We start from the raw sequence: 13,100 nt of genomic DNA, 5'->3' as shown, positions 1-13,100 counted from the left end.
GAACGGGGCCTTCAGTTGATGAGCGTGGGCTTGGTGATCGGCGCGGGGCTCGCTTGCAGGACGCCAAGACGGCGCGCGACCTCGGTATAGGCGTCGGTCAGGTTGCCCAGATCGCGGCGGAACACGTCCTTGTCCAGCTTCTGGCCGGACTTCACGTCCCACAGCCGGCAGCTGTCCGGGCTGATCTCGTCAGCCACGACCAGGCGCATGAAATCGCCGTCCCAGATGCGCCCGATCTCGATCTTGAAATCGACCAGCTTGATGCCGACGCCGTAAAAGACGCCCGAGAGGAAATCGTTGACGCGCAGCGCCAGCGACACGATGTCGTCCAGATCCTGCTGGCTGGCCCAGCCAAAGGCGATGACATATTCCTCGCTGACCATCGGATCGCCCAGCGCATCATCCTTGTAGCTGTATTCGACGATCGGGCGCGGCAGCGCTGTGCCCTCCTCGATACCGAGGCGCTTGGAGATGCTGCCCGCGGCAAAGTTGCGCACGATCACTTCCAGCGGGATGATCTCGACCTGCCGGATCAGCTGCTCGCGCATGTTGATGCGGCGGATGAAATGGGTCGGGACACCGATGGCGCCGAGGCCGGTCATGAAGAATTCGGACAGGCGGTTGTTCAGCACGCCCTTGCCCTCGATCACCGCCTTTTTCTGGGCGTTGAACGCGGTGGCATCGTCCTTGAAATACTGGATCAGCGTGCCCGGCTCGGTGCCTTCATAGAGGATCTTGGCCTTGCCCTCGTAGACTTTCTTGCGCCGTGAGGCCATCGGGCCGCTCCTCCGATCAATGCTGCGCGAGGTTTAGGCGCTTTGCCCTCGCGCGGCAATACATGGGAAGGGGCCGGACAGCGGCGCGCCCTTGCGGCCGAGCTCCCGCGCCTGCATATCCCCCTCATCGACCCGCACCTGTCAGGAGAGAGCCGATGACCACCTTCGACGACCGCCAACGCGCGCAAGAGGCCAAGTTCGCCCGCGACGACGATCTGCGCTTTCGCGCCGAGGCGCGGCGCAATCGCCTGCTCGGCCAGTGGGCTGCCCAGCTGCTCGGCAAGTCCGGCGACGAGGCCAGCCAGTACGCGATGAGCGTCGTGACCACGGATTTCGACGAGCCGGGCGACGAGGACGTGCTGCGCAAGCTGCTGGCCGACCTGCAGGGCAAGGCCAATGAGGTCGAGATCCGCGGCAAGATGGCCGAGCTGCGTCAGACCGCGCGCGAGCAAATCGAAGCGGAGGGCTGAGCGGCGCAAGCCGCGGCCTGGCCGGAGGTATGACATGACGGCTTCGCTGCCCGAAATGCTGGCCGACCGGCCATGGCTGCTGGCTGACGGCGCGACGGCGACCAACCTCTACAACATGGGCCTGCGGCGCGACACCGCGCCGGAGGTCTGGAACGAGACCCATCCCGACCGCGTCCTGGCCCTGCACCGCGCAGCGATCGAATCCGGCGCCGATATCATCCTGACCAACAGCTTTGGCGGGACCGCCGCCCGCCTGCGCCTCGTCGGGGCCGAGCACCGGGTGTGGGCCGTGAACCATGCCGCCGCCTTCCTGGCGCGGCAGGCCGCGGATGCCGCGGGCCGCCCTGTGCTGGTTGCCGGCTGCATCGGCCCGACCGGCGAGATCATGGTCCCGATGGGCACCCTGACCCAACAGCAGGCAACCGCCATGTTCCAGTCTCAGGCCGAGGCGCTGAAGGCCGGAGGCGCCGATCTGCTGTGGATCGAGACGATCAGCTCGCTCGAGGAGTTTCGCGCCGCAGCGGAGGCCGCGCGCCTCGTCGGGATGGACTGGTGCGGCACCATGAGCTTTGACACAGCCGGGCGCACGATGATGGGTGCGACCCCGGCGCAGCTTGCCGCCCTGGTCGACCGCCTGCCCTACCCGCCGGTGGCGTTCGGCGCCAACTGCGGCACCGGCATGACCGAGCTGCTGCGCAGCATCGCGGCCTTTTCCGCCGCGGGCTCCGAACGGACCCTGATTGCCAAGGCCAACGCCGGGGTGCCGCACCTGGACCATGGCGAGCTGCATTACGACGGCACTCCCGAGCAGATGGCCGAGTATGCGGTTCTCGCCCGCGATCTGGGTGCGCGTATCATCGGCGGCTGCTGCGGCACCGAGCCGCGCCATATCGCCGCGATGCGCCGCGCGCTGGACGCCCGCGGCCCCGGCCCACGACCCTCGCCAGAGGCGGTGGCCGCCGCAATGGCGGAGTTCGAAGCGGACGCAGACGAATAGTATCAGCGCCTTACAGCCGGTCTTTGACCAAAATTCCAGCTGCCAGAAAACTAGAACAACGACAGCTGGTCGCCCGCCTTTGCCGGTGGCCCGAACTGGCTGCAATCCAGCGGCGGTGATTTTTCCTCATAGCCCAGCCGCCGCCGCGCCAGGCGGAAACGCTGGTGTAGCAGGTCGGCCGCGATCCCCTCGCCGCGCATCCGGCTGCCAAAGTTCGGATCGTTGTCGCGCCCGCCCCGCATGGCCTGCACGCGGTTCATGACGTGGGCAGCGCGGCTCGGCATGTTCCGGTCAAGCCAGTCACGGAACAGCGGCGCGACCTCATGTGGCAGGCGCAGTGGGATCATGCTGGCAAAGCGCGCCCCTGCATCGCGCGCCGCACTCAGGATCGCCTCGACCTCCGGCTCGGTCACCACCGGGATCACGGGCGATACCATGACCCGGACCGGCACGCCCACTTCTGCCAGCCCGGCGATCATCCGCAGCCGAGTCCCCGGCGCGGGGGCCCGCGGCTCGAGGCTGCGGGTCAGGGCGGGGTCGAGGCTGGTGACCGAAATCCCCACCTGCACCAGCCGACGTGCTGCCATGTCGGCCAGCTGGCCCGTGTCGCGCAACACGAGGGCGCCGCGCGTGGCCAGGCTCAGCGGATGATTCCAGTCCGAGAGCACCCGCAGGATCTGCGGCATGATCCGGTATTCAGCCTCGATCGGTTGATAGGGATCGGTCGCGGTGCCGATTCCTAAGGGCGCCACACGATAGCCGGGTCGCGCAATTTCGCGCGCCAACACCGCTGCCGCATCAGGTCGCGCCGTCAGCTTGGTCTCGAAATCCAGTCCCGGCGAAAGGCCCAGGTAGCTATGGAACGGCCGGGCAAAGCAGTAGATGCAGCCATGTTCGCAGCCGCGATAGGGGTTCAGGCTGCGGTCGAACGGCACGTCAGGCGAGGTGTTGCGGGCGATTACGCTGCGCGGCCGCTCGATTGCGACCTCGGTGCGCAATAGCCGCGATTCCTCGGGGATGTCCCAACCATCTGCCTCGCGTACAGCCTCCAGCCGCTCGAACCGACCCTTGGGCCGACTGGCGGCCCCGCGGGCCTTGAGGATCTCGTCGGGATCAGAGGGGGGCAGCATTCCGCTAGAATAGAACATTCCATGAACATTACAAGCGCGGCCGATTGTGCCAGCTTCCTCATCGTGACATTGTCTTAACAAAGTTAATCAGGGGGCCGGCACCGTGGCATATCCATATGCGACCGTACTTCCCCGAATGTCCCCGGCGCGCAGGGTCGGATGATGATCGTGGTCCGGACAATGACAGGTGACGAGATCGCCAGCCGTTTGGACGAGATCGCTGCGTTGCGCGTCGTCGTGCTGGCCGGGTGGCCCTATCTCTACGCGACCAATGTGGAATACGAACGCGCCTATCTTTCCCCCTATTGGACAGAGCCGCAGGGACTGGTCCTGGGTGCGATACATGGCAGCCGGCTGGTCGGGATGTGCAATGCCATCCCGTTGGAAATGCAGTCCTGCCATATCGTTGCCGCCTTTCGCGCCCGCGACGAGGCACCCGAGACGATCCTTTACCTCGGCCAGCCGATGATCCTACCGACCCACCGGGCCCGCAGCGTCACCGAAGGCTTTTTCGATCATGCCGAGGCCTGGGCGCGTGCCCTCGGCCGGCGCCACATCGCATTTTTCGCCCTCGTGCGTCCGGATGATCACCCGGCGCAGCGCGCGGTTGAATGCCCGGCCGAGGACATCTGGACTGCGCGCGGCTATTCTCCCGTGCCGGGAGTGGTCGGAGAGCTTGCCTGGTGCGATGTCGGCGCGAGCGAGGAGACGTCAAAGCCGCTACAGTTCTGGATGCGCACCCTGCAGTAGACACTCTCTTTCGGCCGGCACTCCCTCGGCGTTGCCGCGACTCACCCTCGCAAATGTCCCGCCTGCCCGCGTGCGAAACCCTGCGGACGGCGGCGCCAGACCACCCGAGAACCCTTTTCTTTGCCCCCTGCCGTCCCCATAATCGGGGGATAAGGAAAGGCCCGATGATGACCCTGCCCCATTTCCTGCTGTTGATTGTGGCCGTGATCCTGATCGCCGGCCTCACCCTATGGGCGGCAAGCGCCGCGGGCCTGCCGCTGGCCGCGCTCGCCATTCCGGCGCTGATCGCCGCTGCGGCGGTCCATCTGGCGGCGCGGGTGCACTAGACCCACGCCCGCCCCTTCTCAGCTTTCCAGCTCGACGTCCCAGTAAAGATAGTCGATCCAGCTTTCGTGGAAATGGTTCGGCGGAAAGCGCCTGCCGGTGGCGTGCATTTCCTCGGTGGTGGGCCGGCGCGCCGGACGGCGCAGCTGCATCCCGCACTGTCGCAGACTGCGATTCGCCTTGCGCAGATTACAGGGCGAGCAGGCAGCCACCACGTTCTCCCAACTGGTCTGCCCACCGCGCGAGCGCGGAACCACGTGATCGAAGGTCAGATCGCCCTTGGCCCCGCAATACTGGCAGCGGAATTCGTCGCGCAGGAACAGGTTGAAGCGGGTAAAGGCGACGCGCTTTCGCGGCTTGACGTAATCGCGCAGGACCACAACCGACGGGATGCGGATCTGCGTGCGTTGGCTGTGCACCACCTCGTCATATTCGGCGATGATGTCGACCCGGTCCAGGAACACCGCCTTGATCGCCTCCTGCCAGGGCCAGAGCGATAACGGGTAGTAGCTGAGCGGGCGGTAGTCGGCATTCAGTACCAGCGCCGGATGATGCTTGAGCGCTGCAGGCTCGCGAACGAAATGTGCGCGAAAGTCAGAGTGGTCATGACAGTCCCGGTCCAGCATAAGGTCCGTCCCCTTGGGCGACCTTCCGCATCGCGGATGGCCGCGCTTGGCGTGACTATATCTCGCGTCTGAAGGCTGACAAGCCTCCGTATATATGCGCGTTAACGCATCCGCGTGACGGCGCCGTGACGGCGCGCGCGGGGGGTGGGCATGCGTGCTGCGGGTCCGTTACCACAGGTTGGCAGGTCCGCGCACCGCCCAGCCCTCGTCATAGGTTCGCGCATCAAGTTCGGACGAGTTCGCGGCCAGCATGTCGCCCTGCGTTGGCAGCCCCTCGGGCGCCGCCTGGCCGCCCCATATTCTCGAGCGTAGGATCGCCCGGCTGCACTGCATGTAGACCTCGCCGACCTGAACGATCATCACGGTGCGCGGCGTCAGCGCGCCGGCGGCGTTGTGACGGGCAAAGCTGGCGCAGAAATCCGGGTCGGCGGTGATCCGGCCAAGACCGTTGACGCGCACCACGTTTCCCGATCCAGAGACCATGAACATGATCGACAGGCGCGGATCCCGGACAAGGTTACGCATCGAATCGATGCGATTGTTGCCAGTCCAGTCGGGGATCGCAAAGGTCCGCTCGTCGAGGATCCGCGCCACCGGTCCGTCATCCCCTCGTGGCGAGGCGTCCGTCCCCTCGTGCCCGACCGTGGCGATGACGCAGAACCGCGCGGCCTCGACCCAGCGCCGATAAGTCGGCGTCAGGCTGCTGGAGACCTTGGTCAGTGCCACCTGCATGGGCGCGCCATAGATCGCCTGCAGTTCGTCCTCGCTGCCGATGAAATCCATGTCCCCTCGCGTTTGCCCTAAAGGATGTCCGGGCCGGCCATTGGAGGCCGGCCCGGGTCGTGTTACTTCACCGCCGGTGCAGTGGCGTTGGCCTCGGGCCAGATCAGCTGGTTCTTACCATTCTGGATCTGTGCGACCGGCAGCGGCAGGTATTCCCCCCCGCCCAGCACCGTGTGGTTGGCGGGATCGAATTTGAACCGGCCGATCAGACAATTGTAGTCAGTTGCACCGATGGCTTCGGAAATCGCCCTGGGGTCGGTACTGCCGGCGGTCTCGATCGCGCGCATGCCGATCTCAGTCACGCAATAGGCGTGGGCGTGGCTGTAGGTCGCGGGGTTGCCGTAGGCGGCCTGGACGCGCTCGTCAAAGGCCTTGTGGGCCGGGACCACCTCGGGTGCGAACTGCAGCGAGGTCCACACCAACCCCTCGCCGGCCGGGCCCACCTGGGCCATGAACTCGGGCTTGGTCGGATAGTAGATCGCCATGTGCCGGCCGGGCAGCGCCTGCTCGGACATCTGCTTGACCAGCGATACGCCCGAGTTGACGGCCGTGAAGACCGAGACCGTCAGGTCCGGCGCCACGCCCTTCAGTTTGGTCAACTGCGGATAGAAATCGGTGCTGCCCGCCGGGACCGCCTCGCTGGCCGCGACCGTCCAGCCGTCCGCCTCGAACAGCTGAGTGATCGTGTCGGCGTTCGAGTGGCCGTAGTCGGTGTCTTCGATCACAAACGCGAGCTTCTTGCCGCCTTCGGCGATCAGGCCCTTGTCGATCGCATATTTGACGAAGTCGTGGACCGTCTCGCCATAGGCGCTGCTGTTGTAATTTCCCTTCCAGTAGAGCGCATACTTTTCCGGGTCGGATTTGACCTTGTCGGCGATCAGCGTGCTGACCGGCTCGGCGCTGATGATCGGCAGGTTGAACTGGGGCGCAAGCTCCATCAGGGCCATGGTGACGTGGCTGTGCAGCGCGTCGCCGATCAACAGCTTGATGCCATTGCGCGTGACCATCCGCTGCGCGGCGCTGACCCCGACCTCGGGCTTCGAGTTGTTATCCTCGACCGTCAGTTTGAAGGTCGGATGCGGTCCCTCGGCCTTGGCATAGTCGCCCTTGCCCTCGTTCCATTCCTTGACCGCAAGCTCCATCCCCTGACGGAGCGCCTCGCCCGAGTTGGCGGCCGGGCCGGTCAGCGGGGCAATGCCGCCGATCGGAATGTCATCGGCCGCAAGGGCAGTCAGCGGCGCGAATGTAGCCAGGGCGAGCGCACTGGTGGCAAGCAAACGTGTCAGCATGGTTGTTCCCCTTGATGAAGCGGTGTCAGGACGGTTTGCGGTCTGCGCGCCAGAGCGAGATGGCGTCCAGCCAGCCGGCGATGCCCCGCGGGGCGGCCAGCACGAACAGCACGACGATGCCGCCGTAGAGCAGCATCCGGTAATCGCCGAACTCGCGCAGCACCTCGCCCAGAACCGTCAGCAGCGCCGCGCCCAGAACCGGGCCGAGGAACCGGCCGACCCCGCCGACGATAATCATCGCCAGCAGGCTGACGAGCATCTCGGGTCCGACGGTCGAGGTCGGCGTCAGGATTTGCACGTAATGGGCATAGAGCGCGCCCGAAAACCCGACGATGGCGGCGCTGAGGGCGAATGCCCCCAGTTTCCAGCGGGTCAGATCGACGCCGAGGCTTTCGGCCGCGGTTTCGCTGTCGCGCATGGCGACCAGAGTCAGCCCGACCCGGCCGCGCAGCAGCGCCAGCAGCCCGACATGGACCAAAGCAAAGAACACCAGCGCCAGCAGATAGCTGCCGAGCGGCTTGCCGGTCCCGAAGGCCAGTTCGGTCCCGCCGAGGTGCAGGGACGGCATCGCCTCGATCCCCCAAAAGCCCAACTCGCCGCGGGTCCAGTCCTTGAGGTTGGCCAGCACGAGTCGCACGATCTCGGCAAAGGCGAGGGTCACGATGGCCACATGCGGCATGGAGCGGATGCGTAGGATCGGAATGCCGATCAGCAGACCGGCCAGCATCGCCGTCGCCGCGCCTGCCCAGATCGTCAGCCAGGGCGAAATCCCGGCATAGAACGACAGCATCGCCGAGGCATAGGCGCCGATGGCGAAGAAGGCGTGATGGCCCAGCGTCTTCAGCCCCAGAATGCCCAGGGTCAAATTCCAGCCTGACGCAAAGATCGCGAACAGCAGGAACAGCGTCATGATATGCAGCGGATAGGGGTCATGCACGATCACCGGCAGGGCGGCCAACAGGGCCAGCATCGCAAGCAGGGTCAGGCCGGGTCGCCGGCCGAGCATCTCGGTCATGGTCCTAGCCCTCGCGTCCGCGGAAGAGGCCATAGGGCCTGACCCAGATGACCGCGATCAGCAGCCCGAACGAGATCACGTCCCGCCACTCGCTGGCGGTGAAGGCAACGGCAAAGCTCTCGACGACGCCCAGCAGCAAGCCGGCCAGCACCGCCCCGCCAAAGCTGCCGAGGCCGCCGAGGATCACCACGGCAAAGGCCTTGAGCAGGTAAGGCACGCCCATCCACGGGTTCACCGACATCAGCGGCGCCAGCATTATCGCGCCGACGGCGGCAAGGCCGGCCGACATGGCAAAGACCATGGTGTGAACCCGGCCTGCGGGAATGCCAAAGGCCTGGGCGGCCTCGGCATCCTGCGCAGTCGCGCGGATCATCTGCCCCAGCCGGGTGCGGTACAGCAGCCAGGCCGACAGCCCCAACGCCAGCCCGGCCACGACCAGGATCGCGATCCGCTGCCAGGGCATGCGCACCGGGCCGATGACCAGCACCCCCTCGAAGAAATAGGGCATGCCCTGAAAACTCTCGCCCCAGATCAGTTGGGCCGCGCTTTGCAGAAAGATGGACAGACCGATGGTGACGGCGATGATGCGGAAGGCCCAGTCGTCGCGGCCCATGATCGGTGCGATGATGACCCGCTGCATCAGCGCCGCGGCCGCCATGGTAAGCACGATCGCGCCCAGCGCGGCCACCACCGGCGGCAGGCCCAGCGCCGTGCTGCCGATTAGCACCAGATAGGCGGCGATCATCATCGCCTCGCCATGGGCAAAGTTCAGCACCCGCGTGGTGCCATAGATCAGTGCGATCCCGGACCCGACGAGGGCGTAGATGCTGCCGGTGATCAGGCCGTTCAGCAGCGTTTCGATCAGCATCGCACCGGTCATTGGCCGCCACCCCTCACGCCGCGGCCTCGCCCAGGTAAACGCGGCGGATTTCAGGGTGGTTCAGCATGTCGGTTCCCGATCCGGTCAGCACCACGCGGCCCGATTCCAGCAGATAGCCGCGATGGCTCAGCCGGAAGGACAGCGCGGCATTTTGTTCGTTGAAGAGAATGGCGACCCCGCGGGCGTTGATGTCGGCCATCAACTGAAAGGCACGGGTCTGCAGCGCCGGTGACAGGCCCAGCAGCGGCTCGTCCATCAGCAGCAGACGTGGTTTTGCCATCAGCCCACGGGCGATGGCCGCCATCTGCTGCTGCCCGCCGCTGAGGCGGCCGGCGCTCGCCTCCAGATGCGGCACCAGTTCAGGGAAAAGCGCCAGCACCCCCTCCATCTGGGCGCGGGCCTCGGCGCGGGGCAGGACGAAGCCGCCGATCTCGATGTTCTCGCGCAGGCTCATGCGCGGAAACAGGCGCCGACGCTCCAGCACGATGCTCATGCCGGCGCCGGGGCGGGCAGTTGCCGGGGCGCGGGTCAGATCGGCGCCCTCAAACACCACGCGCCCCGCCGACGGCGTCTTGAGGCCCATTGCAACCTTCAGGACCGTGCTCTTGCCAGAGCCGTTCGGCCCCATCACCGCCACCACCTCGCCGGCGCCGACGCGCAGCGAGACGTCCCACAGCACCTGCGTCGCGCCATAGCGTACGTCGATCCCGTCCATCTCAAGCATCGGCAGCCTCCAGCTCGAGCGGATCGCCCAAGTAGATGTCGCGTACCCGAGGATCGGCCGCGACCTCAGCAAAGCTGCCCGAGAGGACATGCGCTCCGCGATCGAGGAACATCGCCCGGTCCACGAGCGCCTTCAGAAAATCCATGTGATGCTCGACCACCACCAGCGTCAGGTCGCGCTCGGCGTGCAACTGGCGGATCGTCTCGACCAGACCGGGGATCGAGGGGCGATCGACGCCGCCTGTGACCTCGTCCAGCAGCAGCAGCTTGGGGCGCGTCGCCAAGGCGCGCGCCAGTTCAAGCCGCTTGCGCTGTCCGGTGCTGAGGCTGGCCGCGCTCTCGTCAATCTTGGCGCGCAGGCCGACAAAGCCGACATATTCGACGGCCGCTGAAAAGGCACCGCGCATGGCCATGCCTGCGGCAGTCAGCGCGACCATGACGTTTTCGCGCACCGTCAGGCTGGTGAAGGGTTGGGTGATCTGGAAGGTGCGGGCGATGCCGCCGCCGCTGCGCGCGCTGCTGCTGGCCGCGGTGATGTCGCGCCCGTCAAAGACGACCCGCCCCTCGGTCGGGCGCACCGCGCCGGCGATAACGTTGAAAAGCGTCGTCTTTCCCGCGCCATTCGGGCCCAGCAGGCCCAGCGCGCTGCCCTGCGGTAGCGCCAGCGAGATGTCCTTCAGCGCGGTCAAGCCGCCAAAGCGGACCGTCACATTCGACAAGTTCAGCAGATCGGCCACGTCATCCCCCGCACGCTTCGCGATCCTGGTTGTCGACTGTAGAGGTTGAACGCAGCGTTGCAACCCGACATCGTGACGTTACTGTGACGCCCAGCCGAGGGGCGCGGCCGACAAATCAGGGGACTAGATGCGCGCCTTTTATCACCCGGATCAGGCCCTTCACACGCCGCTGCAATACATGCGCTTCGGCAGCGTCGTGACGCCCAAGGACCTGCCCGAGCGGACCGAGCGTCTGCTGGGCGCGCTCGCGCGGCACGCCATTGCGCCCGAGGCGCCGGCCGATTTTGGCCTCGAGCCGGTCACCGCGGTCCACACGCCCGATTATGTCGACTTCCTGGCCACCGCCTGGGACCGCTGGCAGGACCTGCCGCCCGAGCGCGGGCCCGAGGTCTGGCCGGCCACGTTCCCTTACTGGAGCGGCCGCCCCGAGCAGAAGGCCCGCCCGCCCTGCCCCGCGACCGGGTTCCTGGGCCAACTTGGCTGGTATTTGGGCGATCTGTCGGTGCCTGTCGGCCCCCATCTGTGGCAATCGGCCCGCCGCTCGGCCGATACCGCGCTTGCCGGGGCGCAAGCGGTGCTGGACGGCGCGGCCCTGGCCTATGCCTTGTGCCGCCCATCGGGTCACCATGCGCGGGCCGACCGCGCGTCGGGCTTTTGCTATCTGAACAACACCGCCATCGCCGCGCAGCACCTGCGCCAGCGGTTCGGCCGGGTCGCGATCCTCGACGTCGACGCCCATCATGGCGACGGAACACAGCAGATTTTCTATAGCCGGCCCGATGTGCTGACCGTGTCCGTTCATGCCGATCCGGACAATTACTATCCGTTCTATACCGGCTATTCGGCCGAGCGCGGCCATGGCCCCGGCCTGGGGGCCAACCTGAACCTGCCGCTGCCGCATGGCAGTGAGACGCTGGCCATGCTCGATGCGCTCGGCCATGCCAGCGGCCATATCCGCGCCTTTGGCGCCGACGCACTGGTCGTGGCGCTGGGTTATGACGCGCATCGCGATGATCCAATCGGCGCCCTTGCACTCGAGGCGGCTGATTTCGAGGCGATCGGCGCAGCCGTCGGCGATCTGCGGCTGCCGACCCTCGTCGTGCAGGAGGGCGGCTATGCCATCGAGGCGATCGGCGATTGCCTCGATGCGTTTCTGGTTGGGGTGCGCCCCGACTAGGCGCTCAGTGCGCGAGGTTCGCGACCAGGCCCTGCGCCGCCCCGCCGGCTTTCTGCCGCGGAAAAGCGTAGCTGCCAACTTTCGACGTGCGGAACTGCGCGGCGGCGAGCGCCTCGGCCAACTTGACTGCGGCGGTGACGCTCTCGATCACCGGGATCCCCGTCTCGCGCGCCAGTCGGTCGGCAAGGTCGGTCATCCCGGCACAGCCCAGGACCACCGCCTCGGCCCCGTCCTCATCGCGTGCCATGCGAATCTGGGCGGCGATCTTGCGATAGGCGTCGACCGGGTCCGATTCCAGCGCCAGCACCTCCAGATCGGCAGCGCGGACGCGGCGGCAGTGGTGACCGGCGCCGTAAGCCGCGACCAGATCCTCGATGATCGGGACCGAGCGGGGCAGCGTGGTCACGATCGAAAAGCGGGCTGCGATGCTCATCGCGACCTGCATCCCGGCCTGGCAGATGCCGATGACGGGCCCCTCGGCAATCTCGCGCGCGGCGTGCAGGCCGGGATCGTCAAAGCAGGCGATGACATGGGCGTCCGCGCCCTCGGCCTCGGCCTCGGCGATAAGGGCAAGCATGGCCGGCACGGCGACCGCCTCGTCGGCATGGCCCTCGATGCTGGCGGGCGTGCCGCGGGGGTTGCCGGCCATGATCCGCGTGCCGGGCGCCGCGCAAGCTACCGCCGCAAGCCGCGCCTTTTCGGTCATCGCGGCGGTCGAGTTCGGGTTAACCACATGGATGATCATTGGCGCACCTCACGCACCGGGGTGATGGTGGCGATGTCCGGCGCCTTCAGGACGATCTGGCGATCGCTCGTGACATAATTGTCTGCATGCAGTCGGGCGATCGGCTGGTAGGTGGCCGGATCGACATAGCGCCCCTCGGCGTCGAGGCAGTCCCGCCGCACATGCATGTGCACCACGCGCCCAAGAACGAGCACCCGCCGGTCATAGTCGATCAGCTGCTCGACCTCGCATTCCATCGCGACCGGCGCCTCTGCGATCCACGGCGCGCCGGTCAGCACGCCTTCGGCAGCGGTCAGGCCGGCGGTTGCGATTTCGTCCACTTCGGCGTCGAAGGGTAGCCCGCAGATCAGCATTCCGGGCGCCAGGGCCATATCGACCATGTTGACCGCGAACTCACCCGTCTCACGGATATTGCGCACCGTATCCTTGATGGCTCCGTCGGGCCGGGTCTGGATACCCAGCACGACGATCGGCGGTTCGTGCGAAAACACGTTGAAAAAGCTCATCGGCGCGGCGTTGGTGCCGCCGGACGTGCCCCGGGTTGAGACGAGAGCGATGGGCCGCGGACCGACGAAATTGGTCAGCAGCCGGTAACGCTCGTCCGGGCCGAGGGTGGTAAAGTCAAAGTTCATGCTGTTCCTCGGGGCAGGCCAAGTTGCGCTGCGCAAAGTGTTGACA

At 66.6% G+C, this 13,100-nt stretch carries 16 protein-coding genes; 5 read left to right on the top strand and 11 right to left on the bottom strand.

Going from position 1 to position 13,100, the window contains the following annotated elements:
* Nucleotides 1-11: 11 nt before the first annotated feature.
* Entirely contained in the window at nt 12-776 is a 765-nt protein-coding gene (purC, locus tag DRW48_RS09675; RefSeq protein WP_114076244.1) for a phosphoribosylaminoimidazolesuccinocarboxamide synthase, read from the bottom strand.
* Between the two features lie 155 nt (nt 777-931).
* Between purC and DRW48_RS09670 the strand changes: the two genes are divergently transcribed.
* Both DRW48_RS09670 and bmt read left to right on the top strand, forming a co-directional pair.
* Nucleotides 932-1,246 carry a DUF1476 domain-containing protein gene (locus DRW48_RS09670; RefSeq protein WP_114076243.1) on the top strand — a complete coding sequence of 105 codons (315 nt, stop codon included), beginning with the start codon at nt 932-934 and terminating at the stop codon, nt 1,244-1,246.
* Nucleotides 1,247-1,280: 34 nt separating this feature from the next.
* Complete coding sequence (gene bmt / locus DRW48_RS09665; protein ID WP_114076242.1) at nt 1,281-2,243, top strand: betaine--homocysteine S-methyltransferase; 963 nt, start codon at nt 1,281-1,283, stop codon at nt 2,241-2,243.
* 50 nt (nt 2,244-2,293) lie between these two features.
* Here the strand turns inward: bmt and DRW48_RS09660 are convergent, their stop codons facing one another.
* The gene (locus DRW48_RS09660) at nt 2,294-3,391 is read right to left on the bottom strand and encodes a PA0069 family radical SAM protein (RefSeq protein ID WP_114076241.1); all 1,098 of its coding nucleotides are present in this window, start codon (nt 3,389-3,391) and stop codon (nt 2,294-2,296) included.
* A gap of 141 nt (nt 3,392-3,532) precedes the next feature.
* Here DRW48_RS09660 and DRW48_RS09655 point away from each other — a divergent pair, with 141 nt between their 5' ends.
* Entirely contained in the window at nt 3,533-4,123 is a 591-nt protein-coding gene (locus DRW48_RS09655; protein ID WP_114076240.1) for a GNAT family N-acetyltransferase, read from the top strand.
* A 164-nt stretch (nt 4,124-4,287) separates the two neighbouring features.
* Nucleotides 4,288-4,449, top strand: coding sequence for a hypothetical protein (locus DRW48_RS15935; RefSeq protein WP_162784643.1), 162 nt, complete (start codon nt 4,288-4,290; stop codon nt 4,447-4,449).
* Nucleotides 4,450-4,467: 18 nt separating this feature from the next.
* On the opposite strand, the gene DRW48_RS09650 is transcribed toward DRW48_RS15935, so the two are convergent.
* The 7 genes from DRW48_RS09650 to DRW48_RS09620 form a co-directional block, all read right to left on the bottom strand.
* Nucleotides 4,468-5,073 carry an HNH endonuclease gene (locus tag DRW48_RS09650; protein ID WP_114076239.1) on the bottom strand — a complete coding sequence of 202 codons (606 nt, stop codon included), beginning with the start codon at nt 5,071-5,073 and terminating at the stop codon, nt 4,468-4,470.
* 168 nt (nt 5,074-5,241) lie between these two features.
* Nucleotides 5,242-5,856 carry an MSMEG_1061 family FMN-dependent PPOX-type flavoprotein gene (locus DRW48_RS09645; protein ID WP_114076238.1) on the bottom strand — a complete coding sequence of 205 codons (615 nt, stop codon included), beginning with the start codon at nt 5,854-5,856 and terminating at the stop codon, nt 5,242-5,244.
* 62 nt (nt 5,857-5,918) lie between these two features.
* Entirely contained in the window at nt 5,919-7,145 is a 1,227-nt protein-coding gene (locus tag DRW48_RS09640) for an ABC transporter substrate-binding protein (protein ID WP_114076237.1), read from the bottom strand.
* Between the two features lie 25 nt (nt 7,146-7,170).
* Nucleotides 7,171-8,160 (bottom strand): branched-chain amino acid ABC transporter permease, encoded by a 990-nt coding sequence (locus DRW48_RS09635; RefSeq protein ID WP_162784716.1) that lies wholly within the window; start codon nt 8,158-8,160, stop codon nt 7,171-7,173.
* 4 nt (nt 8,161-8,164) lie between these two features.
* Nucleotides 8,165-9,040 carry a branched-chain amino acid ABC transporter permease gene (locus DRW48_RS09630; RefSeq protein ID WP_114076235.1) on the bottom strand — a complete coding sequence of 292 codons (876 nt, stop codon included), beginning with the start codon at nt 9,038-9,040 and terminating at the stop codon, nt 8,165-8,167.
* A 13-nt stretch (nt 9,041-9,053) separates the two neighbouring features.
* Nucleotides 9,054-9,764, bottom strand: a complete 711-nt coding sequence (locus DRW48_RS09625) for an ABC transporter ATP-binding protein (protein WP_162784715.1) — start codon at nt 9,762-9,764, stop codon at nt 9,054-9,056.
* A complete protein-coding gene (locus DRW48_RS09620; RefSeq protein WP_162784714.1) occupies nt 9,757-10,500 on the bottom strand; it encodes an ABC transporter ATP-binding protein in 744 nt (247 codons plus the stop codon). The genes DRW48_RS09625 and DRW48_RS09620 overlap by 8 nt, the downstream gene beginning before the upstream one ends.
* Nucleotides 10,501-10,627: 127 nt before the next feature.
* Here DRW48_RS09620 and DRW48_RS09615 point away from each other — a divergent pair, with 127 nt between their 5' ends.
* On the top strand, nt 10,628-11,677 hold the full coding sequence (locus DRW48_RS09615) for a histone deacetylase family protein (RefSeq protein WP_114076232.1): 1,050 nt from the start codon (nt 10,628-10,630) through the stop codon (nt 11,675-11,677).
* Nucleotides 11,678-11,681: 4 nt separating this feature from the next.
* Here the strand turns inward: DRW48_RS09615 and DRW48_RS09610 are convergent, their stop codons facing one another.
* On the bottom strand, nt 11,682-12,422 hold the full coding sequence (locus DRW48_RS09610; protein ID WP_114076231.1) for an aspartate/glutamate racemase family protein: 741 nt from the start codon (nt 12,420-12,422) through the stop codon (nt 11,682-11,684).
* Nucleotides 12,419-13,054 (bottom strand): flavin reductase family protein, encoded by a 636-nt coding sequence (locus DRW48_RS09605; protein WP_114076230.1) that lies wholly within the window; start codon nt 13,052-13,054, stop codon nt 12,419-12,421. The genes DRW48_RS09610 and DRW48_RS09605 overlap by 4 nt, the downstream gene beginning before the upstream one ends.
* Between the last annotated feature and the right edge of the window lie 46 nt (nt 13,055-13,100).

This window comes from Paracoccus suum (assembly GCF_003324675.1).
Lineage (GTDB): Bacteria > Pseudomonadota > Alphaproteobacteria > Rhodobacterales > Rhodobacteraceae > Paracoccus > Paracoccus suum.
The sequence above is the reverse complement of the archived record's forward strand: the minus strand, read 5'-3'. Positions and strand labels throughout refer to the sequence as shown.

What these genes read in the sequence shown, in the direction of transcription:
- DRW48_RS09650 (WP_114076239.1), bottom strand. Translation starts at nt 5,073, where the DNA reads ATGCTGGACCGGGACTGTCATGACCACTCTGACTTTCGCGCACATTTC.
- DRW48_RS09645 (WP_114076238.1), bottom strand. Translation starts at nt 5,856, where the DNA reads ATGGATTTCATCGGCAGCGAGGACGAACTGCAGGCGATCTATGGCGCG.
- DRW48_RS09605 (WP_114076230.1), bottom strand. Translation starts at nt 13,054, where the DNA reads ATGAACTTTGACTTTACCACCCTCGGCCCGGACGAGCGTTACCGGCTG.
- DRW48_RS15935 (WP_162784643.1), top strand. Translation starts at nt 4,288, where the DNA reads ATGATGACCCTGCCCCATTTCCTGCTGTTGATTGTGGCCGTGATCCTG.
- bmt (WP_114076242.1), top strand. Translation starts at nt 1,281, where the DNA reads ATGACGGCTTCGCTGCCCGAAATGCTGGCCGACCGGCCATGGCTGCTG.
- DRW48_RS09625 (WP_162784715.1), bottom strand. Translation starts at nt 9,764, where the DNA reads ATGCTTGAGATGGACGGGATCGACGTACGCTATGGCGCGACGCAGGTG.
- purC (WP_114076244.1), bottom strand. Translation starts at nt 776, where the DNA reads ATGGCCTCACGGCGCAAGAAAGTCTACGAGGGCAAGGCCAAGATCCTC.
- DRW48_RS09660 (WP_114076241.1), bottom strand. Translation starts at nt 3,391, where the DNA reads ATGTTCTATTCTAGCGGAATGCTGCCCCCCTCTGATCCCGACGAGATC.
- DRW48_RS09655 (WP_114076240.1), top strand. Translation starts at nt 3,533, where the DNA reads ATGATGATCGTGGTCCGGACAATGACAGGTGACGAGATCGCCAGCCGT.
- DRW48_RS09635 (WP_162784716.1), bottom strand. Translation starts at nt 8,160, where the DNA reads ATGACCGAGATGCTCGGCCGGCGACCCGGCCTGACCCTGCTTGCGATG.
- DRW48_RS09640 (WP_114076237.1), bottom strand. Translation starts at nt 7,145, where the DNA reads ATGCTGACACGTTTGCTTGCCACCAGTGCGCTCGCCCTGGCTACATTC.
- DRW48_RS09670 (WP_114076243.1), top strand. Translation starts at nt 932, where the DNA reads ATGACCACCTTCGACGACCGCCAACGCGCGCAAGAGGCCAAGTTCGCC.
- DRW48_RS09610 (WP_114076231.1), bottom strand. Translation starts at nt 12,422, where the DNA reads ATGATCATCCATGTGGTTAACCCGAACTCGACCGCCGCGATGACCGAA.
- DRW48_RS09615 (WP_114076232.1), top strand. Translation starts at nt 10,628, where the DNA reads ATGCGCGCCTTTTATCACCCGGATCAGGCCCTTCACACGCCGCTGCAA.
- DRW48_RS09630 (WP_114076235.1), bottom strand. Translation starts at nt 9,040, where the DNA reads ATGACCGGTGCGATGCTGATCGAAACGCTGCTGAACGGCCTGATCACC.